The 22443-nt window shown below is 75.5% G+C and carries 21 protein-coding genes; 6 read left to right on the top strand and 15 right to left on the bottom strand.

From position 1 onward, the window contains the following. Positions 1 to 58 precede the first annotated feature (58 nt). The 6 genes from mmuM to IQ279_RS19055 all read right to left on the bottom strand — a co-directional run bounded on the left by mmuM (position 59) and on the right by IQ279_RS19055 (position 5028). Positions 59 to 1057 carry a homocysteine S-methyltransferase gene (gene mmuM, locus IQ279_RS19080; RefSeq protein ID WP_307792428.1) on the bottom strand — a complete coding sequence of 333 codons (999 nt, stop codon included), beginning with the start codon at positions 1055 to 1057 and terminating at the stop codon, positions 59 to 61. Positions 1058 to 1064: 7 nt separating this feature from the next. Further along, entirely contained in the window at positions 1065 to 1988 is a 924-nt protein-coding gene (locus tag IQ279_RS19075; protein WP_206349915.1) for an LLM class F420-dependent oxidoreductase, read from the bottom strand. Between the two features lie 21 nt (positions 1989 to 2009). Further along, complete coding sequence (locus IQ279_RS19070) at positions 2010 to 2579, bottom strand: DUF6099 family protein (protein ID WP_241028378.1); 570 nt, start codon at positions 2577 to 2579, stop codon at positions 2010 to 2012. 109 nt (positions 2580 to 2688) lie between these two features. After that, positions 2689 to 3084, bottom strand: a complete 396-nt coding sequence (locus tag IQ279_RS19065; protein ID WP_307792433.1) for a nucleotide pyrophosphohydrolase — start codon at positions 3082 to 3084, stop codon at positions 2689 to 2691. A 183-nt stretch (positions 3085 to 3267) separates the two neighbouring features. Continuing rightward, the gene (locus IQ279_RS19060) at positions 3268 to 3678 is read right to left on the bottom strand and encodes a hypothetical protein (protein ID WP_206349914.1); all 411 of its coding nucleotides are present in this window, start codon (positions 3676 to 3678) and stop codon (positions 3268 to 3270) included. A 753-nt stretch (positions 3679 to 4431) separates the two neighbouring features. Next, on the bottom strand, positions 4432 to 5028 hold the full coding sequence (locus IQ279_RS19055; protein WP_206349913.1) for a DUF4352 domain-containing protein: 597 nt from the start codon (positions 5026 to 5028) through the stop codon (positions 4432 to 4434). Positions 5029 to 5326: 298 nt separating this feature from the next. On the opposite strand from IQ279_RS19055, the gene IQ279_RS19050 reads away from it, so the two are divergent. Together IQ279_RS19050 and IQ279_RS19045 are read left to right on the top strand one after the other, a co-directional pair. After that, complete coding sequence (locus IQ279_RS19050; protein WP_206349912.1) at positions 5327 to 6148, top strand: inositol monophosphatase family protein; 822 nt, start codon at positions 5327 to 5329, stop codon at positions 6146 to 6148. 92 nt (positions 6149 to 6240) lie between these two features. Then, positions 6241 to 6654, top strand: coding sequence for a hypothetical protein (locus IQ279_RS19045; RefSeq protein ID WP_206349911.1), 414 nt, complete (start codon positions 6241 to 6243; stop codon positions 6652 to 6654). A 109-nt stretch (positions 6655 to 6763) separates the two neighbouring features. Here IQ279_RS19045 and IQ279_RS19040 read toward each other — a convergent pair whose 3' ends face one another. Then, a complete protein-coding gene (locus IQ279_RS19040; protein WP_206349910.1) occupies positions 6764 to 7786 on the bottom strand; it encodes a hemolysin family protein in 1023 nt (340 codons plus the stop codon). Further along, positions 7783 to 9150, bottom strand: coding sequence for a hemolysin family protein (locus IQ279_RS19035; RefSeq protein WP_206349909.1), 1368 nt, complete (start codon positions 9148 to 9150; stop codon positions 7783 to 7785). Before IQ279_RS19035 ends, IQ279_RS19040 begins: the two co-directional genes overlap by 4 nt. Positions 9151 to 9564: 414 nt before the next feature. Between IQ279_RS19035 and IQ279_RS19030 the strand changes: the two genes are divergently transcribed. Continuing rightward, positions 9565 to 10020 carry a tellurite resistance TerB family protein gene (locus IQ279_RS19030; RefSeq protein ID WP_206349908.1) on the top strand — a complete coding sequence of 152 codons (456 nt, stop codon included), beginning with the start codon at positions 9565 to 9567 and terminating at the stop codon, positions 10018 to 10020. A gap of 46 nt (positions 10021 to 10066) precedes the next feature. Here IQ279_RS19030 and IQ279_RS19025 read toward each other — a convergent pair whose 3' ends face one another. From IQ279_RS19025 to IQ279_RS19015, 3 genes are all read right to left on the bottom strand, one after another. Next, positions 10067 to 10714 (bottom strand): hypothetical protein, encoded by a 648-nt coding sequence (locus tag IQ279_RS19025; protein WP_206349906.1) that lies wholly within the window; start codon positions 10712 to 10714, stop codon positions 10067 to 10069. Positions 10715 to 10890: 176 nt separating this feature from the next. Beyond that, positions 10891 to 11283 carry a DUF2267 domain-containing protein gene (locus tag IQ279_RS19020; RefSeq protein WP_206349904.1) on the bottom strand — a complete coding sequence of 131 codons (393 nt, stop codon included), beginning with the start codon at positions 11281 to 11283 and terminating at the stop codon, positions 10891 to 10893. Positions 11284 to 11313: 30 nt separating this feature from the next. After that, a complete protein-coding gene (locus IQ279_RS19015; protein ID WP_206349902.1) occupies positions 11314 to 12738 on the bottom strand; it encodes a wax ester/triacylglycerol synthase domain-containing protein in 1425 nt (474 codons plus the stop codon). Between the two features lie 391 nt (positions 12739 to 13129). On the opposite strand from IQ279_RS19015, the gene IQ279_RS19010 reads away from it, so the two are divergent. Genes IQ279_RS19010 through IQ279_RS19000 form a run of 3 tightly spaced genes read left to right on the top strand, consistent with a single transcriptional unit; the run spans position 13130 to position 16631 of the window. Further along, positions 13130 to 14341 carry an aminotransferase class I/II-fold pyridoxal phosphate-dependent enzyme gene (locus IQ279_RS19010; RefSeq protein WP_206349900.1) on the top strand — a complete coding sequence of 404 codons (1212 nt, stop codon included), beginning with the start codon at positions 13130 to 13132 and terminating at the stop codon, positions 14339 to 14341. Positions 14342 to 14361: 20 nt separating this feature from the next. Continuing rightward, positions 14362 to 15636: a GNAT family N-acetyltransferase gene (locus IQ279_RS19005; RefSeq protein WP_206349898.1), complete on the top strand. Its 1275-nt coding sequence runs from the start codon at positions 14362 to 14364 to the stop codon at positions 15634 to 15636. Then, on the top strand, positions 15633 to 16631 hold the full coding sequence (locus IQ279_RS19000) for an NAD-dependent epimerase/dehydratase family protein (RefSeq protein ID WP_206349897.1): 999 nt from the start codon (positions 15633 to 15635) through the stop codon (positions 16629 to 16631). Before IQ279_RS19005 ends, IQ279_RS19000 begins: the two co-directional genes overlap by 4 nt. Positions 16632 to 16679: 48 nt before the next feature. Here the strand turns inward: IQ279_RS19000 and IQ279_RS18995 are convergent, their stop codons facing one another. The 4 genes from IQ279_RS18995 to IQ279_RS18980 form a co-directional block, all read right to left on the bottom strand. Then, positions 16680 to 17903, bottom strand: coding sequence for a beta-ketoacyl-[acyl-carrier-protein] synthase family protein (locus IQ279_RS18995; protein ID WP_206349896.1), 1224 nt, complete (start codon positions 17901 to 17903; stop codon positions 16680 to 16682). Beyond that, positions 17900 to 18157 (bottom strand): acyl carrier protein, encoded by a 258-nt coding sequence (locus IQ279_RS18990; RefSeq protein ID WP_158239010.1) that lies wholly within the window; start codon positions 18155 to 18157, stop codon positions 17900 to 17902. Before IQ279_RS18990 ends, IQ279_RS18995 begins: the two co-directional genes overlap by 4 nt. Before the next feature lie 454 nt (positions 18158 to 18611). Further along, on the bottom strand, positions 18612 to 19730 hold the full coding sequence (locus IQ279_RS18985; RefSeq protein WP_206349895.1) for an NADH:flavin oxidoreductase: 1119 nt from the start codon (positions 19728 to 19730) through the stop codon (positions 18612 to 18614). 176 nt (positions 19731 to 19906) lie between these two features. Beyond that, positions 19907 to 22108, bottom strand: a complete 2202-nt coding sequence (locus IQ279_RS18980) for a SpoIIE family protein phosphatase (RefSeq protein ID WP_206349894.1) — start codon at positions 22106 to 22108, stop codon at positions 19907 to 19909. Positions 22109 to 22443 lie beyond the last annotated feature (335 nt).

Here is a 22443-nt window from a genome sequence, read left to right as displayed (position 1 = left end):
TGGCCCGTTCGGGCGGGCCGCACCCAGCGGTTTTCCACAGGACGGGGTGCTGGTACGACTATCCTCCCGGCCCCGGCCCCGGTCCCGGTTCTGTCCCCGGTCCCGCCTCCCGTCCCGCCCCTGCCGCGAGTTCCGCCGCCAGGGCGGCGATCTCCGCCGGGCCCACCCGGCAGCAGCCGCCGACCAGCCGGGCGCCGTCGCGCACCCACGCGCGGGCGGCGGCCGGGTCGAAGGCGGCCCCGCCCGTCCAGGACCCGCGCGCCGCGTCCCAGCCCTCGCCGCTGTTGGGATAGACGACCACCGGCTTGCCCGTGGCCCGCGCCGCCAGGCGTACGGCGGGCGCGGCGTCGCGCGGATCGCAGCAGTTGACGCCGACCGCGATCACCTGGTCGTTGCCGGCGGCGACGGCGAAGGCGTCCGCCAGCGGCTGCCCGGCCCGGGTACGCGGCCCGGCGACGGTGTACGACAGCCACACCGGCACCCCGCAGCCGGCCGCCGCGCGCAGCAGGGCCTCGGCCTCGTCGGCGTCGGGCACCGTCTCCAGGGCCAGGGCGTCCGGGGCGGCCGCCGCCAGCGCCTCGATCCGGGGCCGGTGGAAGCGCTCCAGCTCGGCGACCGTCAGGCCGTACCGGCCGCGGTACTCGCCGCCGTCGGCGAGCACCGCGCCGTACGGGCCGACCGAGGCGGCCACCCACACCGGCCCGCCGGCCGCGCCCGCCGCGGCGCGGGCCAGGGTCACGCTGCGGCGCAGCAGGGCGTCGGTCTCGGCGCCTCCCAGCCCGCGCCGGGCGAAGCCGGGGTGGGATGCCTGGTAGCTGCCGGTGATGAGCACCCGCGCCCCCGCCCGCACATAGGCGGTGTGGGCCGCCTCCACCTGGGCGGGGTCGTCGGCGAGCAGCCGGGCCGACCACAACTCGTCGGACAGGTCGCAACCCTGTGCCTGGAGCTGGTTGGACAGCCCGCCGTCGAGGACGAGGGGGCCGCGCGCCAGGGCGTCCGCGAGCGGAAGCGCGGGAACGGGCACGGGGCCGGGCGGCGGCGCGGGCGGTGTGCTCACGCCGGGTTCATCCCAGTCGGCTCTGCACCTGGGAGGAGATCAGCTCCAGGTGGTCCAGGTCGTGCAGGTCCAGGATCTGCAGGTAGATCCGGGAGGAGCCCGCCTCCGCGTAGCGGCCGATCTTGTCGACGACCTCGGCCGGTGTGCCGGCCAGTCCGTTCTCCTTCAGCTCGTCCACCTCGCGGCCGATGGCCGCCGCGCGCCGCGCCACCTCGGCGTCGTCCCGGCCCACGCAGGCGACCAGGGCGTTGGAGTAGACCAGGTCGTCCGCGGCGCGGCCGTGCTCCTCGGCGGCGGCCCGTACCCGGCCGAACTGCCGCTCGCTGTCCTCGACGGAGACGAAGGGGACGTTGAACTCGTCGGCGAAGCGCGCGGCCAGCGCCGGGGTGCGCTTGGCTCCCATGCCCCCGATGAGCACGGGCACCCTGTCCTGCGCGGGCTTGGGCAGCGCGGGCGAGTCGGCGAGCTTGTAGTGGGCGCCGTCGTAGGAGAACGTCTTGCCCGGCTCGGTGGCCCACAGCCCGGTGACGATCTCCAGCTGCTCCTGGAGCCGGGAGAACTTCTCCCGGGGGAACGGGATGCCGTACGCGGTGTGCTCCGCCTCGAACCACCCAGCTCCCAGACCGAGTTCGACCCGCCCGCCCGACATGGCGTCGACCTGTGCCACCTGGACGGCCAGTACGCCCGGCAGCCGGAAGGTGGCCGCGGTCATCAGGGTGCCCAGCCGGATGCGCCTGGTCTCGCGGGCGAGTCCCGCCAGGGTGATCCAGGCGTCCGTCGGGCCGGGGAGCCCGTCGACGTCGCCCATCTTCAGGTAGTGATCGGAACGGAAGAAGGCGTCGAAGCCCAGGTCCTCGGTGGCCTTGGCGACCGCGAGGAGGGTTTCGTAGGAGGCGCCCTGCTGGGGTTCGGTGAAGATGCGCAGATCCATGCCCTCCATCCTGCACCTTCGCTACGCCTCCTCCCTCACCGGCGGGCCGTCCCCGCACACCGGCGCGGCGCCCTCGCACACCGGCGCGACTCCCCCCTGTACGGGCGGGGCCCCCGCCTCGCCCGCCGGCGGGGCCCGGCGGAAGGGCCGGGGCCTGAGGGCGAGCCGCCTGCGGATCGCCGTCACCCTGTCGCCGCACTCGTCGGCCGCGTCGATGCCCTCGATGCACCTCCAGTAGAGCCCCTCCTCCTCCGCGTCGACCGCCACCCGCACCAGCGCGCCCCCGGCCTCGCCCAGCAGACCGCCCAGTTCGCGCAGGGCCGAGAGGGGGTCGCTCATCTCCGTCAGGCGGGCGGCGCGCGCCCCGTCGGACCGCTGCCCGGGGCCGCGCAGCGAACCGCAGGCGCGTCCGCTCGCCTCACGCAGTCCACCGGCCTGGGCCCGCACCTCGGGCGGACCCGCCGTGGCCAGGTGGACTCCTATCGCCTCCGCGAGCGCCTGCGCCTGCCACGCCTCGGTAACGACGTCAGCCGCTTCCTCACTGTGTGCGAGCGCTCGCCGCGTGATCTCAATGAGTGGTACCGCATCCATCCACCTTTTCCCTCCGCAATCATTCGCTACCCAGCGTGATACCCAAGGCCGCACTTGGCTAGAGGGTTCGGGAAAACTGTGGAAAAACTCGACACTGTGGAGAACTTCATCACTCCGAAGAGTGACGATTGGCCTTCCCCGGAGCGGCGTCGCAACCGTCCGTCTCGCCCACCGCCCCGCCGCCCTTCTCATCACTCACGGTAACGGGGAAGCGTCGTTCGTTCCGTTCGATCTTCGCCTCCAGCGCGGCCGGCGCGTCGATGCCCAGCACCTCGCAGAACTGCAGCAGATAGGCGAGGACGTCGGCGACCTCGTCCGCGACCCGCTCCGCGGTGCCCGGGTCCTCCATCACCCGCGCCGACTCCTCGGGGGTGAGCCACTGGAAGATCTCGGCCAGTTCGGCGACCTCCACGCCCAGCGCCGTCACCAGGTTCTTCGGCGTGTGGTACGGCTCCCACCGTCGCGCCGCCGCGAACTCGGCCAGTTCACGCTGGAGTTCACCCACCCTCCCCTCGGGCCGCCCGTACGGCACCGGACGGCGCCCCCTCCCCCGGCCGCCTTCGACGCCCCCGCCGTCCCCGCCGCTTGCGTGCATCTGTCCGTCTTTCACGGACCCAGGTCTACCAGCCGGGCCGCGGAGGCCTCCCCAGCCGGGCCGGCCGACGACCGGCCCGGCTGGGCAGCGGACCTACGGGGCGGCGCCGACGGGACGGGCACTCAGCACGTACGTGCCGGTGTGATCGGCGACGGCGAGGTGGAACGGCGCTCCCCGTGCCAGCAGTTCGCAGGCGGCCCGCTGCCGCTCCTCGTCCCCGCACCACCGGCGCAGTTCCGCGGGTGCGTCGTCGGGCCCGGCGGCTTCGGCGGGTCCGTCCGGCAGGGGAACGAGGGCTCCGCCCGGCGCCCAGCGGGCCGTTCGCGGATCGGGGTCGAGCCCGTCGGCGATCCGGCGGGCCTGCTCCCGCAGCCAGTCCACCACCCGGTGGCGGTCGACCGCCTCGCAGGCACCGAGGTGAACTGCGACGGTGCCGCCGCTCACCGCCCCTACGGCGACGGCCTCGGCCCGGTAGGCCGGGAGCCGGGCGATTTCCCCGTCCACCCCGCCTCCGAGGTGACCCCGGAGGCCCGAACGGCCCACCGTCCGCGCGGAGTCGCGTACGACCAGGCGCGCGCCGCGCCATGAGAAGTTCCCCGCGGTTCCGGCGGGGCGGCCGGGGCGGGCGGAGAGTGCGAAAACGTCGATCACACCCTCCACCGTGGCTCCCGCCGCCGGGAGGGACAAGCGATCACACACGTCCAGGAAGGCGGTGTACGCGCCCGCGGGCGGCGCTGTACGCGCTGTCCACCACGGCGGCACCGGGGCACCGCGCGGGGCTGCCGGTCAGCACCACTCCCCCGGTCGAGCGGCTCCCCGGGACACCACACCAGCGTGTCCACCACTACCGGTTCCCGCACCACCTGTCCGTCGCCGCTCGGGTCCGGGCCGGGTCCGGCCGCATGTCCGAGTCCGGTCCGGGCCCCGAGTCCGGGCCGAGCCCCGAGTTCGGGTCCGGGCCGGGCACAGCCTTCCCCTCGCACGGCGCCCTCCACCGCTCGCTCCCGCCGTGGGGGTCGTCGGCGGCGGTGGGGGCCGGCTCGGGCGGGGGAACGTACCGGGTGCTGTGGTCGAGGATCTCCGTCGCCGCGTGTCCGGCGCCGCCCACCACGAGCGCCGCCGTCACCGCGTACGCCCTCGCCCGCCGCCCCACTCCGCGCCCCCCGTCCGGCCGACCTCGTCTCCGGTCACCGTACAAGCCGCCGCGCCCGGAAGGGCGTTGGGGTGAGGGCGGGTTCCCGTGGCCCCGTCCGGCCGCTATCCGACATCCGCCCTGATCGAGTCACCGAAGAGACCGTCGGTGAAGGTGACCGTCCTCGGCTCGATCTTCCCCTTGACGGTGACGGTGCCGGTCGCCTTCTCACCCTCGGCCAGTTCGACCGTGTCGATCTGGCGCTCGTCCGCGGCGAGTTCGACGTCGTACTTGGAGCCGTCCGCGGCCGTGACCTCGAAGTACAGCGGATTGACGCCGACCTTCTCCGCACCGTTGTTGACGACCGCGACCAGCACGGAGGTGTACTCCCCGCCGTCGGCGAGGATGGTGGGCCGGAAGTCGGCGGCCTCCGCCGTGACCCGGATCGGCGCGGGAGCCTCCTCACCCTTGTCCTTCTTCTCCCCGCCGCCGGGCTCCTTCGGCGCCGCCGACGCGGCGGGCTTCTCCGCGCTCTCGTCGCCGCCCGCGCCGAGAGCCGCGCCGATGACGCCGATCACGACGAAGAGGGCGATGACGCCCAGGCAGCCGAAGCCGATGATCTTCCCCGCTCCGGACTTCTTCCGCGGCACGGGCGGCACCGGCTGCTGCGGTTGACCGGGACCCCACTGCTGGTACTGCGGGCCGGGATTGTGCTGGGCCATCGGAGGACCCCCCTCTTCCTGTCTGTGCCACTGCCTCCGGACCTCAGAGGCACGGCGCTCGGCCGGGGCCGGACCCCGGTGCATCCGCCGGGCCGGTTCGCCCGACAGCCACGGGTGTGCGCTCCACGAAGAACCACAGAACAAGGAAACTGAGTTCACAGCTACAACGACTACGGACTGCATCAACCAAGTTGCCGCGAGGTCGTCATGCGCGTGTACGGCCGCATGCCCGAGCCCCTCCCCGGCGTACGGCCCGCCCGGCGCGGATGGGAGACGGGTCCTCGGAAACACTGGTGGAATGCGCACCGAACCTGATGTGGGATCCGACCGCGAGCCGCTCGCCCGTCTGCTCGACGCCGCCGAGGCGGCCGTCGACGCCGGGGTCGGATGGCTCACGGAGGCGGGGGACGAGTGGTCGAAGCGGAGGTTCAAGGCGTCGGGCGAGGAGGTCACGGACGCCGACGCCGAGGTGGAGCGGCGCATCACGCGTGTGCTGCGGGAGCGCACGCCCGGCATCCCGGTCGTCGGCGAGGAGACCGACCGGGAGGACGGGGATTCGGTGCCGTCCCGCTGCTGGCTGCTGGATCCGATCGACGGCACGATGAACTTCACCCGCGGCGCCCCGCTGTACGCCGTCTCCCTGGGGCTGGTGGACGGCGGTGAGCCCGCGCTGGGCGTGCTCCACGCCCCCGCCCTGGACCGGCGCTGGAGCACGGGCGCGGGCAGTGCGGGCGGGGACGCGGCCGAGGGCGGGGACGCGGCGGGGGAAGGCGCCCGGGAGGTGTCGCGGGCGGTGATCGGCGTCACGGGCGCCGGGGGCGTCGGCTCCCCGTCCGGGAGGCTGCTGGCCGCTCTGCTGGACGGGGCCTACCGGGTGCGGATGCAGGGCTGCATGAGCCTGGACCTGATCGGCGTGGCCGAGGGCTGGCTGGACGCCTGCGTGTGCGTCGGCGCCAAGCCGTGGGACGTGGCCGCCGGGATGGCGCTGCTGCGCCGCCGTGGATGGACGGTGCTGGACGGCGACGGGCGGCCGTACGTCTTCGGCGCCCCGGTCCTGGTGGCGGCGAACGGGCCGCTGGCCCGGGAGCTGGCCGCCCTGAGCCGGGCCCGGCTCCGGTAGCCGGCCGGGGGCCGGGGCGGGCTCGGTGACGGTGCGATACGGATGCGTGCGTTCCCGTGGCGGAGCACGCGGCGAGCCCCTACCGTACGCGCATGCGCCACCCCGCTGAGCTGTACTACGCGCCCAGTCTGCCGCCCGACGAGGTACAGGCACTGCTCCGCCGCGACCAACTCCTCCTGCGGACCTGCCAGGCGGCACTGGGCCGCGTCGGCGGGGACGTCCTGGGGCTGTCGGTGGAACCGCGCCCCGGCGAGGTCGTCATCCACGCGGCGGTTCCCCGGGAGACACCCGAGGCCGCGCAGAACCTGCAGGAGATCGTCTCCGAACTGAAGATGCTCCTGATGGGGAGTCCCGAAGACCAGTCCGACATCACGACCGAGGTCCACATCGGCCCGCCCTGCCCCGCGGTCTGGCCCGGTCACGACCATGCGCTGGTCTACGTGGCCAAGTGGAACGACCTGAACGAAGGAGAGGACAAGGACCCGGAGGGGGTGGGGGAGCGGTAGGCACCGCTCCCCCACCGTCCCGGCTTCCGGGGCGACCGTCGCCCGGCCGCCGCAGCCGGACGGGCCGGCTCCCTGGAGCGGTCCGCCCGGGGACGTCCCGGGCGGACGCTCAGTGCGCGGCCGGGGCCGGGCCGACCAGCTTCTCCAGGACGTCCTCCATGGTGACGAAGCCCAGCAGCTCGCCGCGGTCGCCGGTGACGGCGGCCAGGTGGGTGCCGCCGGCGCGCATGGTGGTGAGGACGTCGTCCAGCGGAGTGCCGGACCCGACGCGTACGACGGCGCGCAGCGCCTCGGGCGGGAAGGGCCGGTCGCGGTGCACGACGCCGATGGCGTCCTTGACGTGCAGATATCCCAGCACCGTACCGCCGGGGCCGGTGACCGGCAGCCGGGAGAAGCCGACCGTGGTGGCGGTGCGCTCCAGCTGGTCGGGGGTGACGGTGTGGCCGACGGTGTGCATCTCGGCCAGGGGCACCAGCACCTCGGACGCCGGGCGGCTGCCCAGCTCCAGGGCCTCGCGCAGCCGCTCGTGACCGCCCGGTTCGATCAGTCCGGCCTCGCTGGCCTCCCGCGCCATGCGGGTGAGCTCGGCATCGGTGAAGATCGATGCGACCTCGTCCTTGGGCTCGACCCTGAGCAGGCGCAGCAGGGCGTTGGCGAAGGCGTTGATGCCGAAGATCACCGGCCGCAGGGCCCGGGTGAGGGCGACCAGCGGCGGCCCGAGCAGCAGTGCGGTGGGCACGGGGGCGGCCAGGGCGATGTTCTTGGGCACCATCTCGCCGATGAGCATGTGCAGATAGGTCGCCAGGGCCAGCGCGATGACGAAGGCGACCGGGTGGACCAGGGCGCCGGGGACGCCGACGGCCTCGAAGGGCGGCTCCAGCAGGTGCGCGATCGCCGGTTCGGCGACCGCGCCCAGCACCAGGGAGGACGCGGTGATGCCCAGCTGGGCGGTGGCCATCATCGCCGACAGGTGCTCCAGGCCCCACAGGGTGGTGCGGGCGCGCCTGACGCCCTTCTCGGCGTGCGGCTCGATCTGGCTGCGGCGCACCGAGATCAGGGCGAACTCGGCGCCGACGAAGAAGGCGTTCACCAGGATCATCAGGGCGCCGATGGTCAGCTGCAGGGGTGTCATCGGGCGTCCTCCCGGTGGGTGCGGCCCGCCGCCCCGGCGGAGGCGGTCTCCTCGGGGGCGGTCTCCTCGGGGGCGGTGATCCGTATGCGGTCGGCACGGTGGTGCTCGACGTCGAGGACGCGCAGCTCCCAGCCGCCGATCTCGACGGTGTCGCCGGGTGCGGGGATGCGCTCCAGGCGGGCGGCGATCAGGCCGGCGGCGGTCTCGTAGGGGCCCTCGGGGGCGGCCAGCCCGATCGCGGCCAGCTCGTCCAGGCGGGCGCCGCCGTCGGCCTCCCAGCGCGCCCGTCCGCCGGGTGCGGAGGCGAGGGGGCGCAGGTCGGGCTCCTCCAGCGGGTCGTGCTCGTCGCGGACCTCGCCGACGACCTCCTCGACGATGTCCTCCACGGAGGCGACCCCGGCGGTGCCGCCGTACTCGTCGATGACGACCGCGATGGTGCGGCGGGCGCGCAGGCGCTCCAGCAGCCTGTCCACCGGCAGGGTCTCGGGGACCAGCAGCGGTTCGCCGAGCAGATCGGTGACGGGGGTGGCGGGCCGCCGGTCGGCCGGGAGGGCCAGCACGTCGCGGATGTGGACGGTGCCGATCACCTCGTCCAGGGCGTCGCGGTAGACGGGGAAGACCGACAGGCCGGTGGCGAGGGTGAGGTTCTCGGCGTCGGCGGCGGTGGCGTGCGCCTCCAGTGCGCGGACGTCCACGCGCGGCGTCATCACGTTCTCCGCGCTCAGCTCGCTCAGGTGGAGGGTGCGGACGAACAGCTCGGCGGAGTCCTCCTCGATCGCGCCCTCCCTGGCGGAGCGGCGGGCCAGGGAGACCAGTTCGTCCGGGCTGCGGGCGGAGGCCAGTTCCTCGGTGGGCTCCAGGCCGAAGCGGCGCACGAAGCGGTTCGCGGTGCCGTTCAGATGGCGGATGAAGGGCCCGAAGACGGCCGTGAAGCCGCGCTGCGGGCCGGCGACGACGCGGGCGACCGCCAGCGGGCTGGAGATGGCCCAGTTCTTGGGCACCAGCTCGCCGACCACCATCAGCACGACCGTGGAGACGGCCACGCCCAGCACGGTGGCCACCGAGGAGGCGGCGGAGCCCAGTCCGGCGTCGCGCAGCGGCCCGCGCAGCAGCGCGGCCAGGGACGGCTCGGCGAGCATGCCGATGACCAGCGAGGTGACGGTGATGCCCAGCTGGGCACCGGAGAGCTGGAGGGTGAGCTGCCGGACGGCCTTGAGCGCGCCTTCGGCGCCGCGCTCCCCCTGGCGGGCGGCGCGCTCCAGCTCGCCGCGCTCGACGGTGGTCAGGGAGAACTCGGCGGCCACGAAGACCCCGCAGGCCAGAACGAGGGCCAGGGCCGCCAGCAGAAGCAGGACTTCGATCACCGTGCCACCCCCGCTCCCTGAGTCGTCGCGGAGCGGCCGCGGGTGGCACGGCTGGTACTGGGAGGTTCGCCCATGGCGGGTGTGCTGCTCCTTCTGTGTCGGTCAGAATCCGGGTACCTCGGGTGGGGCCGAGGCCTCCAGACGAAGTGTAAAGGATTGGCAAAACAGCAACCGCGGGGGCCGGAGCCATACATCCGCCCTCGATGCCGACCCCGCCCCAACGCCGGGATCCCGGAGCTCCGGGAGGGCACCCCACTCCCCTCCGGGGCACCCCGGCGGCAGTGCGACACCTCCCTGATTCTACGATTCTGTAGAAATCCCGGGAACCAGGACGCGGAGGCGGGGACGAGCCCTTACCATTTCCGTCCGATCGCGTCGGCGCGGCCCGGCCTCCTCCCGACACCCGGAGTGTTCATGCCCCTGTGGAACCGCCTCGCGGAGTCCGCCCGGACTGTGCGGGTCCGGCTGGCGGCCAAGAGGAACGAGCTGACGGGCGGCGCGTTCCGCGACGCGTCCATGGCGATGTGCGCGCTGGTCGCCGCGGCGGACGGGACGGTCGACCCAGCCGAACGACGCCGCGTCGCCCAGCTGATCGAACACGACGAGGTACTGCGGAGCTTCCCCGCCGGTGAACTGCGCGGCCGCTTCGAGGGCTGGCTGGACCGGCTCACCACCGACTTCCACCTCAACCGGGCCGAGGCCCTGCGGGAGGTCGCAAAGACCGCGCGCAGACCCTCCGAGGCCCGCGCCGTCATCCGTATCGGCATAGCCGTCGGCGGGGCCGACGGCTACTTCGACGCGGCCGAACTGGTGGTGGTCCGCGAGGTCTGCCACCTGCTCGACCTGCCACTCCACGAGTTCGGGCTCTGAGCGGCCCGCCGCACCGTCCGGGCGGCCGGCGCCGGGCCCGCCCCGGTCACCGGGAGCGGAGGCGCGATCCCGTCCCCCGGTGCGGGGAGGCCGCTGCGGGACGGGGCTCCGGTGACCAGGGCGGGAGCTGGTGGGGCCACCGCACATAGGTGAACGGCGACGTGCCCGACCGGGGGACGACCACGCCGACGGGCCACACCCGCAGCATGTAGCTCCCGGTGTGGTCGGCGGCGGTGAGCCGGAACGACAGCCCCTCGGCGAGCCGTTCGGCCGCGGCCTCCTGCGACTCCTCGTCCGCGCACCACCGCCGCAGCTCGGCGGGCACGTCGGCGCTCCGTCCGGGCCGGTCCGGCACGCGGCCGAGCGTGCCCTCCGCCGCCCAGCGGGCCGTCACCGGGTCGGGGTCGAGCCCGTCGGCGATCCGGCGGGCCTGCCCGCGCAGCCACCGCAGCGCGAGGCCCCCGCTGGGGCCGGTGTAGCTGCCCAGCAGCACGGCGACGGGGGCGCCGTCCACCGGCCCCTCGGCGGTGACGTCGGCCCGGTAGGCGCGCACGCGCCCGTCCCACCGGCCCGGGCGGGGCACGGCCCGTGCCGGACCGGGCACGGCCGGGCGCGCGCCGGGCCACGGCAGGTGCCGTACGGGCCCGGCGGGGCGGTCGGAGCGGACGGAGGAAGTCGCGGGTTCGTTCGTCACGCCCCCACGGTGACCCCTGATAGCTCAGAGTGACAAGTGGTCACGCAGAGCGAATGCGGTTGTTGTGTGCGCCGGGAGGTGGCGCGGCGTGCGCCGCGCGCCGTCACGCCGCGACTCCGCCGCCTCTCACCCCTCGACGCCCGAACCCGGCTCCCGGCTCCCGGCTCCCGGCGGGCTCAGTCGCTCAGCTCCGGCTTGCCGAACAGCACGGCGTAGCCGGAGGGCAGCTGGCTCAGGACCTGGTTGAGCTCGCCCCCGGAGATCGCCCCGGCAGTGGTGGACAGCACGGCGCTGGCGTCCCACTCCGCGGTCCTGGGCCGCGATCCGGTCCGCTCGCCCACCCGGCGGCAGAACTCCTCCACGCCGTACGTCCCGGGCCGCTCGGGGCTGCTCTCCATGAGGAAGTCGCCCAGCGGGCCTGGTAGCTGGGCGGCGAGATCCTCGCTCTCCCCCGGGGTGATGCGGGAGGCGAGCACTTCCAGCACGGCCGTGGTCACCTCCTCGGCCTCCCGCCGGTCCTCGTACTCCCCCAGCTCCCGGACCCGGGCGAGGAACTCGTCGTACCTCATCGCCACCCCATCCTCGTCGATCGGCGGACGTCACCTCGGCGGTCCGTTCCGCGTTCCACGGATCGCGCCGGCGAATCGTCCGGCGCCGGACGTTCGCACGGGGCCCGGCCCCGCGGGACCGCCCGGTGCGCCGGGCGCGGGCTCGGGGCGGCGGGCGAGGAGGGCCAGTTCGCGGGTGAGGGCGCCGGCCAGCGGCCGGGCGCCGCCGGGGAGGGTGCGGGTGACCGCGGTAAGGGTGTAAGCGCCCGCGTAGTCGGTCAGGGCCAGGCAGACGGTCCCGGGCGCGAGCACGGGCGGCAGGGGGACGATCCGCTCCAGCGGCCGACCGTCCAGGGACCACGGGCCGCGCGGCCAGCCGAAGGCCAGGCAGGTCACGGGGCAGAAGCCCGGCGAGCAGCTCAGCGAGGCCAGCAGGCGCACCGCCCAGGGGCCCAGCAGTGCGGCGGCGCCGACCGCGCGGCGGACGGTGTCCGCGCCGCCGCGGAGAGGGCCGAAGGCCGCCAGCGCGCCCCGGCAGGCCGCCAGCCGCTCCGCGGGGTCGGTGGCGGTCACGGGGAGCGGCACCCGTACCGCCGAGACGGCGGTGCCGAGCATCCGGTCCTCCCGCGGCGTGCGCAGGTCCACCGGGAAGGAGCCGTACAGCGGGCGCGGTGCGCCGGGCCAGCGGTCCGGGTCGCCGTGGACGGCGCGCAGGGCGCCCACGGCGGCGGCCAGCAGCACCTCGTTGAGGGTTGCGCCCAGGCCGGGCAGGGCGCGGCGGGCGGCCCGCACCGCGTCCGCGTCCACCTCCGTCCAGGCCAGGTCCGGGCGCGGGCGGAGGCCGGGCGGCAGCGGCAGGGACCGGCCGGGCCCCGCGCCGGGCGCCGCGGGCGGGCGGGGACGGTCAGGACCGGCGGCCTTGAGCGCTCCCACCGCCCGCACGCCCGTCCCTCTGCGGACGCCGCGCCCGGGGGCGCCGTCGAACAGGCCGCTGAGCAGGATCTCCAGGGACCGGCCGTCCAGCAGGGCGTGGTGGGCGGTCAGCACGACGGCGAACCGCCCCCGGCCCGCGCCCCGTACCAGCGTCAGCCGCCAGGGCGGCAGCCCGGCGGGCAGGGCGCGGGTGACGAGCCGGCCGAGCAGGGCGGTGAACGCGGCGCCGTCGCCGCTGCCAGGGCTGTCGGCGGCACCGGCGGCGGTGCCGACGGCGGCGTTGACGACGGTGACGTGGCGGCGGGCGTCGAACCGGTCGAGCGGCAGCCAGCGGTGCCCGCGCAGCCGGGCCGGCGGCGCGGGCGGCAGCAGTACCCGCCGCAGCCGGGGATGGTGGCCCCAGCGCTCCACGACCCGGGCGCGCAGCGCGTCCGCCTCCGGCGGCCCGCCGGCGAACAGCGCCGCCATTCCGACCGTTTCGGGAACTCCCCGCGCACCGCAGTGGACTTCCTCCACCGGCGACAGGGCGGTGCTTGTCTCCATACGCCTTCTCGCTCACTCGTCGAGAACTCGCGCAAACCTTCGACGGCCCACCCGGAAAACACACGAGTCACCTGTCCGCGCCTTTTCTGATCCTGTGTCAGTATTCTGGCGGAACGCCCGGCGGGAAAAGGACCGACGCACGTCCGCCCCCGGACGGCGCAGTGATCAGAGCGGCGACCGGTCCGGTGAACACGCGGTCCGGGGTCTCCCGCGGAAGCCGCCCGAAGCCGCGCCGAGCCCGGCCCACGGGGCCACCGGAGGAAATTCGGAGCCGCTTCACGTGAAATCGCGGATGCCGGACACCGGTAGCCGGCATCCGGTCGCACAAGAACACGAACACCTGTCAAAAAACCGACGCAACCCTCTCGACGCGAACTCCTCGGGGAACAGCATGGCGGATGTCTTCGGAAAAGAACGGTCGGCTCTCCACCGCCTGGCGGCGCAGAGCACGTCCCGGCCCTACTACCGCCCTCTCTCCTCCCGGGGCGCGGAGGTCGGAATCGACGGCCGCACGGTGGTCATGGCCGGATGCAACGACTATCTGGGACTGTCGGCCGACCCCCGGGTGACCGAGGCCGCCGCCCGCGCGCTGCGCCGTTACGGCGTCTCCTGCTCCGGCTCACGCGTGCTCAACGGCACGCTCGCGCTCCACGAGGAGTTGGAGGGCCGGCTGGCCGCGTTCGTCGGCGGCGAGGCGGCACTGGTGACCACCACCGGCTTCCAGGCCAACCTCGCACTCGCCGCCTTGCTGGACGAGCGCGACGCCGTCTTCGCCGACATGTCCAACCACGCCTCGCTGGTGGACGCCGTCCGGCTCGGCGGCGCCGCCCACCACCGCTACCGCCACCGCGACCTCGGCCACCTGGGCCGTCTGCTGGCCACCTCCGATCCCGGCCGCGGCCGTCTGATCGTCACCGACGGCATGTTCTCCATGGAGGGCGATCTGTGCCCGCTGCCGGGCCTCACGCAGCTGGCCCGGCGCCACGGCGCCCGGCTGGTGGTGGACGGCGCCCACGACATCGGGCTGCTGGGGGCCGGCGGACGCGGCGTGACCGAGCACTTCGGGCTGACCGGCGAGGTGGACCTGGTCACCGGGACGCTGTCGAAGTGCTTCGGTTCCGTCGGCGGGATGCTGATCGGCCCCGCCCCCGTCGTCGAGCACCTGCGCCACAGTGCCCGCTCCGTCCTCTTCTCGGCCGCGATGCCGCCGCCCTCGGCGGCCGCCGCCCTGGCCTCGCTGGACATCATCGAGTCCGAACCCGGGCGCCGGCAGCGGGTGTTCGGCCACGCCCGGCGGCTGCTCGCCGGGCTGCGGTCGCTGGGCTGGGACACCGGCGACTCGACCACCCCGGTGGTGCCGGTGTACGTGGGCGACTCGCGGCTGTGTCTGCGGGTGTGGCAGGAGCTGCTGGACGCCGGGGTGTTCACCAACGCCGTGGTGGCGCCGGCCGTGGCCCGCAACCGGGCGCTGATCCGGGTCACTCCCCAGGCTATCCACACCGACGACCACATCGCCCGCGTCCTGGACGCCTTCGCCCGGGTACGGCGCGACCTGGGCCCGCTCCTGCCCGCGCCGGGCCGGACCGAGGCGGTGGTGGCGTGAACGCCGCCCCCGCGCGCCCCGTGAGCACCGCGAGCTCCTCCCCCGTCGCCTCCGCGCCCCTGGCCGTCCGTCCGGTGCGCGGGCGCGCGGACACCGCCGCCTTCGCCGCCCTTCCCCGCACCCTGCACCGCGGCGACCCGTACCGGCTGCCGCCCGCCAAGGGCGACCAGAGAGCTCTGATCGACCGGCGGCGCAACCCGTTCTTCGAGGTCGGCACGGCCGAACTGTTCCTCGCCCGCCGGGGCCGGAAGCCGGTCGGGCGGATCGCCGCCGCCGTCGACTCCCGCTACCAGGCCCTCCACGACGCGCGCGGCGGCCTGTTCGGCCTCTTCGAGTGCGCCGACGACCCCGAAGCCGCCGCCGCCCTCTTCGACGCCGCCGCCGGCTGGCTGCGCGAACGCGGCCTGGAGACGATGCTCGGCCCGCTGGGCTTCTCCGTCCACGACGAGTGCGGAGTCCTCGTCGAGGGCTTCGACGGCCCGCCCACCGTGATGATGCCGTACAACCCCGCCTACTACCCCGCCCTGTACACCGCCTGCGGGCTGACCAAGGCCAAGGACCTGCTGTCCTGGCGGGTCCCCGTGCCGCCCGGCGGCGAGCCGCCCGGGCCCGCCGCCCGCGCCGCCCGCTGGGCGGCCGACGCGCCGGACGTACGGCTGCGGCACCTGGACCCCTGCCGCCTGGAGGCGGACCTGGCCGTCGTCCGCGACATCTACGCCGACGCCTGGTCCGGGAATTACGCCTCCGTCCCCATGACCGGCCGCGAGTTCTCCCACGCGATGGACCGGCTGCGCCCGCTGGTACGGCCGGAGCTGGTGTGGTTCGCCGAGGTGCGCGGTGAACCGGTCGCCTTCACCTTCTGGCTGCCCGACGTCAACCAGGCGCTGCACGCCACCCGCGACACACCCCCGGGGCGGTCTCTGGGGCGGCCCCTGGGACGGCTGCGCACGGCCCGGGCCGTCCGGCGCGTCGACCGGGCCCGGGTGATCCTCACCGGCGTCCGGGCCGCCCACCGCGCCCGCGGGCTGACCGCCGCGCTGCTCGCCGAGGCCCAGCGGTCGGCCTTCCGCCTGGGCTGCGCCGAGAGCGAGTTCTCCTGGCTGCTGGAGGACAACCGCGACGCCAACCGCTACGCCCAGGCCTTCGGCGGCGTCCTCCACCGCAGACACCGCCTCTACCGGCGCGACCTCGCCCCGCGCCCCGCCGCCGCGGCCTCCTCCACGCTCTCGCCCGCGCCCCTGCCCACGGCCGTCCCCGCGCCCGCCGCCCCGCACGTCCCCGGAGTCCGCCGGTGAGATACCTGGTCACCGGTGCCACCGGCTTCGTCGGCACCCGTCTGGTGCACCGGCTGCTGGCCGAGGGCCACACCGTCGCCGCCCTGGTGCGGGACCCCGCCCGGGCCCGGCTCCCGGCACAGGCGGAGCGGCTGGACGGCGATCTCGCGGACGGCCGCGGCCTGCGCCGGGCCGCCGCCTGGGGCGCCGACCGCGTGATCCACCTGGCCGGCACCGTCAGGGCCGCCCGCCCGGACGGCTACGCCCCCGTCAACGCCGGCGGCACCCGCCGCCTGTGCGAGGCCCTGGCCGCGCTGCCGCGCCCGCCCCGCCTGGTCCACTGCTCCTCCTTGGCCGCCGCCGGGCCCTCCCCGCCCGGCCGGCCGCGCCGCGAGGAGGACCCGCCCGCGCCGGTGTCGGCGTACGGCCGCAGCAAACTCGCCGGCGAGGAGGCGCTGCGCGCCGTGGCCGGCGCCCTGCCCGGCACCGTCGTGCGCCCGCCGATCGTCTACGGCCCCGGCGACACCGACTTCCTGCCCGCACTGCTGGCCGCCGTGCGCTGCGGTGTGCTGCCCGTGTGCGGCTTCGGGCCGCGCCGCTACTCGCTGATCCACGTCGACGACCTGTGCCGCCTGCTACTCGCCGCGGCCGACCGCGGCGCGACCGTCGGCCCCGGTGAGGGCTCCCGCGGGATCTACCACGCCGGCGACGGCGCCGGACACCGCGGCGAAGACCTCGCGGCGGCCGTGGCGGCTGCGACCGGCCACCGCCCGCCCACAGCCGTCCCGCTCCCCCTCCCGGTGGCGTACGCCGCCGCCCGGTGCGCCGAGGCGGCGGCGCGGGCACGGGGACGGCCGTCGGTGCTCTGCCGCGACAAGGTCCGCGAACTGGCCCGTCCCGCCTGGATCTGCGGCCACGAGCGGGCCGCCCGCGACCTCGGCTTCACTCCGGAGGCCGTCTGGCCCGCGGGCCTCGCCGACGCCCTGCGCCCCGTACCCGCGCCCGCGCCCGCCTGACGCGGGTACGGAACGCGGGCCGGAACGGGGAGCGGGAGCCGGCCGGGCTCAGACGGCCCGGAGCACCACGGACACGTTGTGGCCGCCGAACCCGAATGAGTTGCTGACGGCCGCACCGACGCGCTGTTCGCGCACCGCCTTGGTCACCAGGTCGATGTCGAACTCCGGGGCGGGCGCGTCGGTGTTGGCCGTCGGCGGCACGGCGGACCGCTCGATGCTCAGGGCCGTGAGCACCGCCTCCACCGCGCCCGCGGCACCCAGCGAGTGCCCCAGGACGCCCTTGGCCGAGGTCACGCTCGGTCCGTGGCCGAAGACCCTGGCGATCATGCTCGCCTCCGCCGCGTCGCCCAGCGGGGTGGAGGTGGCGTGCGCGTTGACGTGGTCGACGTCCCGCGGCTCCAGACCCGCGTCCGCCAGCGCCGCGGTCACCGCCAGCTCCGCGAACCGGCCCTCGGGGTGCGGTGCGGTGGGGTGGAGCGCGTCGGTGCTGGTGCCGCAGCCGGCCAGCAGGGCGCGCGGGCGCACACCTCGCGCCCGCGCGTCCGCCAGCCGCTCCAGCACCAGGACGGCCGCGGCCTCGGCCATGACGAACCCGTCGCTGTCCGCCGCGAACGGCCGTGAGGCCGCCACCGGGTCGCCGGTACGCGACGACAGCGCCCCGGCCCGCTGGAACCCGGCCACCACCAGAGGCGTGACCGCGGCCTCCGTACCGCCCGCCAGGACGACGTCGCACAGACCGGCGGCCAGCCAGTCGCGGGCCACCGCCAGCGCGCTGGCACCCGAGGCGCAGGCGGTGGAGACCGCCATACTCGGACCGCGCGCCCCCAGCGCGAGCGCGACCTCGCCGGCCGCCATGTTCGGCAGCAGCCTCGGGATGACCACCGGCGACACCGCCTCGGGGCCCTCCCGCCGCATCCGGCCGAACTCCGCCTCCCAGGTGGCGGCCCCGCCCAGACTGCACCCGACGGCCGTGCCCATCCGGGCCCCGTCCCAGGAGGACGGGTCCAGCCGCGCGTCCCGCAGCGCCTCGTCGGCCGCCGCCAGCGCGATCCGGGTGAAACGGTCCTGCCGCCACAACTGCCGCCGGCGCCTCCGGTCGGCGACCTCCACCTCGGGGACTCGGCAGCTGAAGTCGACCGGCAGACCGGCCAGTTCACTGTCGCGGGAGGCCGTGGGCTCGGCGGCGCAGACCCGGCGCCAGGTCTCCTCCACCCCGGCCCCGGCCGGGGTGGCCGCCCCCAGGCCGGTCACCGCGATGTCGGGGCGGGTCACCGCGGAGCCACCGCCGTACCCGCGCCCCACGCGGCCTCGACCGCGTCGGCGATCTCCCCCAGCGTGGTGTCCAGGGTGATCTGGTCGTCCGCGAACGGCACACCGGTGCTCTCCCGCAGGGTCAGGGCGAACTCGACCCGCCCCAACGAGTCCAGGTCGATCTCCTCCAGCGTGGCGCCGGGCGACAGCTCACCCTCGGTGAACTGGAACTTGCCGACCAGGATGTCCGCAACGACACCGTACGCCTTGCCCATCGGGCCTCCTCGCGCGCTCAACTCGGACCGGCCGGAACCGGCCCCTTTCCGCGCCCCATCCTTGTGGCTCGGCACGGCCGGGCCGGGAGCGGAACGGCCCGGTAGGCGCATTTCACCCGTTCGAGGCAGTGGGCCGCGCCCCCGCCGCACACGGGCTCGGGCCCGGCCCTCCGGCGTGGCGGAGGGCCGGGCCCGTGGTGCGCGGTCCGCGCTCGCGGGCGCGGTTCGAGCGAGGCAGGGGTTACCGCTGCCCGCCCAGCGTCGTCCTGGCCGAGCGGGCGACTACGTGGTGTGGGGCCGGGGCGTGGACCACTCCTGGGCCGCCGAGGAGGACTCGACGCTGCCGACGGTCCGCCGGCCCTGCGTCCCCGGCTACGCACTGCCGCCCCGGAAGTGCGACCGGGAACACCGCCGGGCCGCCGCCCGGCCCGTCCCCGGCCGCACCCCGCGGGCCTCAGTGGAGGACGGAGAGCCCGGCCGCGTCGAAGGGACGCAGGTCGCCGAAGCGGCCGGCCAGCACCTTCGCCGCCCACTCCGGGTCGCCGAGCAGGGAGCGGCCGACCGCCACGAGGTCGAACTCGTCGCGCTCCAGCCTCTCCAGCAGAGCGTCGATGTCCGTGAGGCCGCCGTCCGCACCCTGGAACGCGGCGAAGAACTCGTTGTCCAGACCGACCGAACCGACCGTGATGGTGGGGCGGCCGGTCAGCTTCTTCGCCCAGCCCGCCAGGTTGAGGTCGGAGCCCTCGAACTCCGGCAGCCAGTAGCGGCGCGTGGAGCAGTGGAAGACGTCCGCCCCCGCCTCGGCCAGCGGAGTGAGGACGGCCTCCAACTCCTCGGGCGTCTCGGCGAGTCTGGCCTGGTAGTGACCCAGCTTCCACTGGGAGGTGCGGAAGCTGATCGGGAAGTGCGGGGATACGGCCTCACGGCAGGCCGCCACGATCTCCGCGGCGAAGCGGACGCGGGAGGCCGGGTCACCGCCGTAGGCGTCGGTGCGCCGGTTGGTGTGCGACCACAGGAACTGGTCGACCAGATAGCCGTGGGCGCCGTGGATCTCGACGCCGTCGAAGCCTCTGGCCTCGGCCGCGGCGGCTCCGGCGGCGAACGCGGCGATCACGTCGTCGATGTCGGAGCGTGTCATCGCACGGCCGGTCCCGTCACCTTCCAGGGGGACGCCGGAGGGGCCCGTGCGCGGGGCGTCGGGGAACGGCGGAGCCCCGGCGGCACGCGCCATGCCCACGTGCCACAGCTGCGGCATGACCGCCCCGCCCGCGCGGTGGACCGCGTCGGCCACCTTCTCCCAGCCCGCGAGCGCGTCCTCGCCGTGGAAGCGGGGCACCCGGTCGCTGGTGCCGGCCGACGGGTGGTCGACGTAGGTTCCCTCGGTAACGATCAGACCCACCTCGGCGGCGGCCCGGCGGGCGTAGTACTCGGCCACGTCCGGGCCGGGGACGCCGCCGGGTGAGAACTGGCGGGTCATCGGCGCCATCACGACGCGGTTGCGGAGGGTGAGGCCGCCCAGGGAGAAGGGGCGGCCGAGCGTGTTCCGGGCGCGCGCGGACGGGTTGTCGGTCATGGGGGATACGCCTTCGGTCGTCGGAAGGCCGCGCCCGGGCGTGGCGCGGCACGGTCCGTGCAACCGATGCCGACGCCGGTCGATTCCCCTGGCCGGGACGGGTCTTCGGACATCGGCGGACATCGGCGGACGCGGTCGGCCGCCGCAGAACCGCCTGCGGGGCGGTCAGCGGGCGGTCAGCGGGCGGTTATGACCAGGGCCGCGCTGTCGTCCTCGCTGGGGGTCGCGTCGTCCGAGAAGCGGTCGACGGAGGCGACCACCTCGTCCAGGAGTTCCCGGGCGCCCGCGCCGTCGTCGCGGCCCGCGCGGGCGAGGGCGGCGGCCAGACCCTCCTCGCCGAGGAACCGGCCGTCGGCCGAGCGGGCCTCGGTGAAGCCGTCCGTGACCAGGAACAGGGTCTCCTCCGGCCGCAGGGTCAGCCGTACCGTGCGGACCGCCGGATCGGGGACGATGCCCAGCAGCATCCCCCTGGCCGTGATCTCCTCCACCCGCCTGCCGCCGCGCCGCACCAGGGGCGGGACGTGGCCGGCCCGGACGAGTTCGACCTCCAGCCCCTCCTCGCCCGGTGTCATCCGGCCGTAGACCAGGGTGACGAAGGCGCTGCCGTGCCGTACGCCCTCCAGCAGGGCGGTGTTGACCTCCGCGACGGTCCTGGCCGGATCCTCGACGAGCCGGGCGACGGCGCGGGCGGTGTGGCGGACCAGCCCGGTGACGGTGGCGGCCGACGCCCCGCGCCCGCACACGTCACCGATCATGAAGGCCCAGCGGCCGCCGCCCAGCGGGAAGACGTCGTAGAAGTCGCCGCCGACGTCCAGCCCCTCGCCGGCCGGCCGGTAGCAGGTGGCGACCTCGGCCCCGGGAACGGCGGGCGGCTCGGGCAGCAGCAGGCCGGCCTGGAGGTCGCGGGCCAGCTCGACGCGCTCGGTGTACTGGCGCGCGTTGTGGGCGATGACGGCGGTGCGCCGGGCGAGCTCCTCGGCGAGGGCGACGGTGCGCCCCTGAAGGGGGTGGTCCCCGGTGAACAGCAGGGTCAGCACCGCGAAGGGGCCCCCTCGCCAGCTCAGCGGTACGCACACGTAACCGGTGACGCCCAGTTCCCGCCAGAGGCCCGGGGACGTCGGGACGCGGCGGGCGACCTCCGTCACCCCGGTGGCCAGCACCCGGGCGGCCATCTCGCCGTCCGGGCGGAGCCCGCTCCGCCCGGACGCCTCCGGCCACCGCCCGCCGCGGTCCCCGGCGGCGAACGCGGCGACCCTCCGCAGCCGTCCGCCCTCGAGCACGTCCACCGCGCTCATCGGCGCCAGCTCCGGGACGCTCAGCTCGGCCAGCCGGCGCAGGCTGTCGCCGAAGTCCAGGTCGCGGCCGATGCGGGTGCTGGCCTCCAGGACGAAGGCGAGGTCCTGCCGGGCGGCCCGCTCCTCGGCCTCGGCCCGCTCGCGGGCCTGCTTGGTCTGGTGGCGCTCCACCGCCAGGGCGGCGGTGCGGGCGAAGGCGGCGGCCAGGGCCAGGTCGGCCTCGCGGGGCATGAGCGGTTCGCGGTGGTACATCGCGAAGGTGCCCAGCAGCCGTCCGTCCGTGCCCGTGATCGGGGTGGACCAGCAGGCGGCAAGTCCCGCCCGCAGAGCCGGCTCGCGGAACTCCTCCCAGTACGGGTGGGTGGCGATGTCGGCGACGACGACCGTCTCGCGGCGGTGGGCCGCGGTGCCGCACGAGCCGACGCCCTCCCCCGTGGCGACGCCGTCGATGGCCCGGTTGTAGAAGTCCGGCAGGCTGGGTGCGGCGCCGTGCCGCAGATGGCGGCCGTCGGTGTCGGCGAGGAGCACCGAGACCAGGACCCCGGGGTCGAGTTCCTCGATGGCGGCGGTCATGGCGCGCAGGATGTCCCCTATGGGCGCGTCCAGGGCGATCTGCTCCAGCAGTGCGCGCTGCTCGGCGGCGAGCTGCCGGGCCTGCCGGACGGCGGTGGTGTCCACGCCCAGGGCGGTGACGCCGGCCACCCGGCCGCCCGGCTCCCGGCGCGGTTCGTAGGTGAAGTCGTAGTACGCCTCGTTCATCGCGCCCGGCGGCCCCAGCAGGATCCTGGCGTCCTGCGCGGTGTAGGGGCGGCCGGTGCGGTAGACGCCGTCGAGCAGGTCGATGATCCCCTGCTCGGTGAGTTCGGGGGCCAGCTCGGCCAGGGGGACGCCGGTGGCCTTCTTCCGGCCCAGCGCCCGGAAGAAGGCGGGGTTGGCCGTCTCCACGACGTGGCGCGGGCCCGACAGTTCGGCGAAGACGGCGTCGGAGGCCCGGAACAGGCCGCGCGTCTCGTCGTCGCCGGGCGGGCCGGGGTGCGGTCTCTCCGCCAGCACCGCGGCGGCCTCGGGCGGTACGGCGGTCATCCGCGTCGCCTGCCCCTCATAGGTGTTCCCCACTTCACTGCCGGCCCCCGGCCGGCTCCGCCCCGGACGGGGTCCTGGCATACGGCCGGATCCTGCTCCCGTGCCTCGGCAACCGCGAACAGGCGGTACCGCGATCCTCCGGCACCAGGTGCGGTAAGTCCAGCAAGTGCCGCATGCCCCCGGCCACTCGTGCTACGCGCCCGCCCCCGTTCGGGCGGACCGGCCGGGGCCGGCCCGCCCGGCCCCACTACGCCGCCCTCCCCCTGTCGTCGCGGTCCTCGTCGAGGATCTCGGCGTCCACCACGTCGTCGTCCGCGCCGCCCGCCCCGGCACCT

Origin of the sequence: Streptomyces verrucosisporus (assembly GCF_017114865.1) — a bacterium.
Taxonomy (GTDB): domain Bacteria; phylum Actinomycetota; class Actinomycetes; order Streptomycetales; family Streptomycetaceae; genus Streptomyces; species Streptomyces fenghuangensis.
The sequence above is the reverse complement of the archived record's forward strand: the minus strand, read 5'-3'. Positions and strand labels throughout refer to the sequence as shown.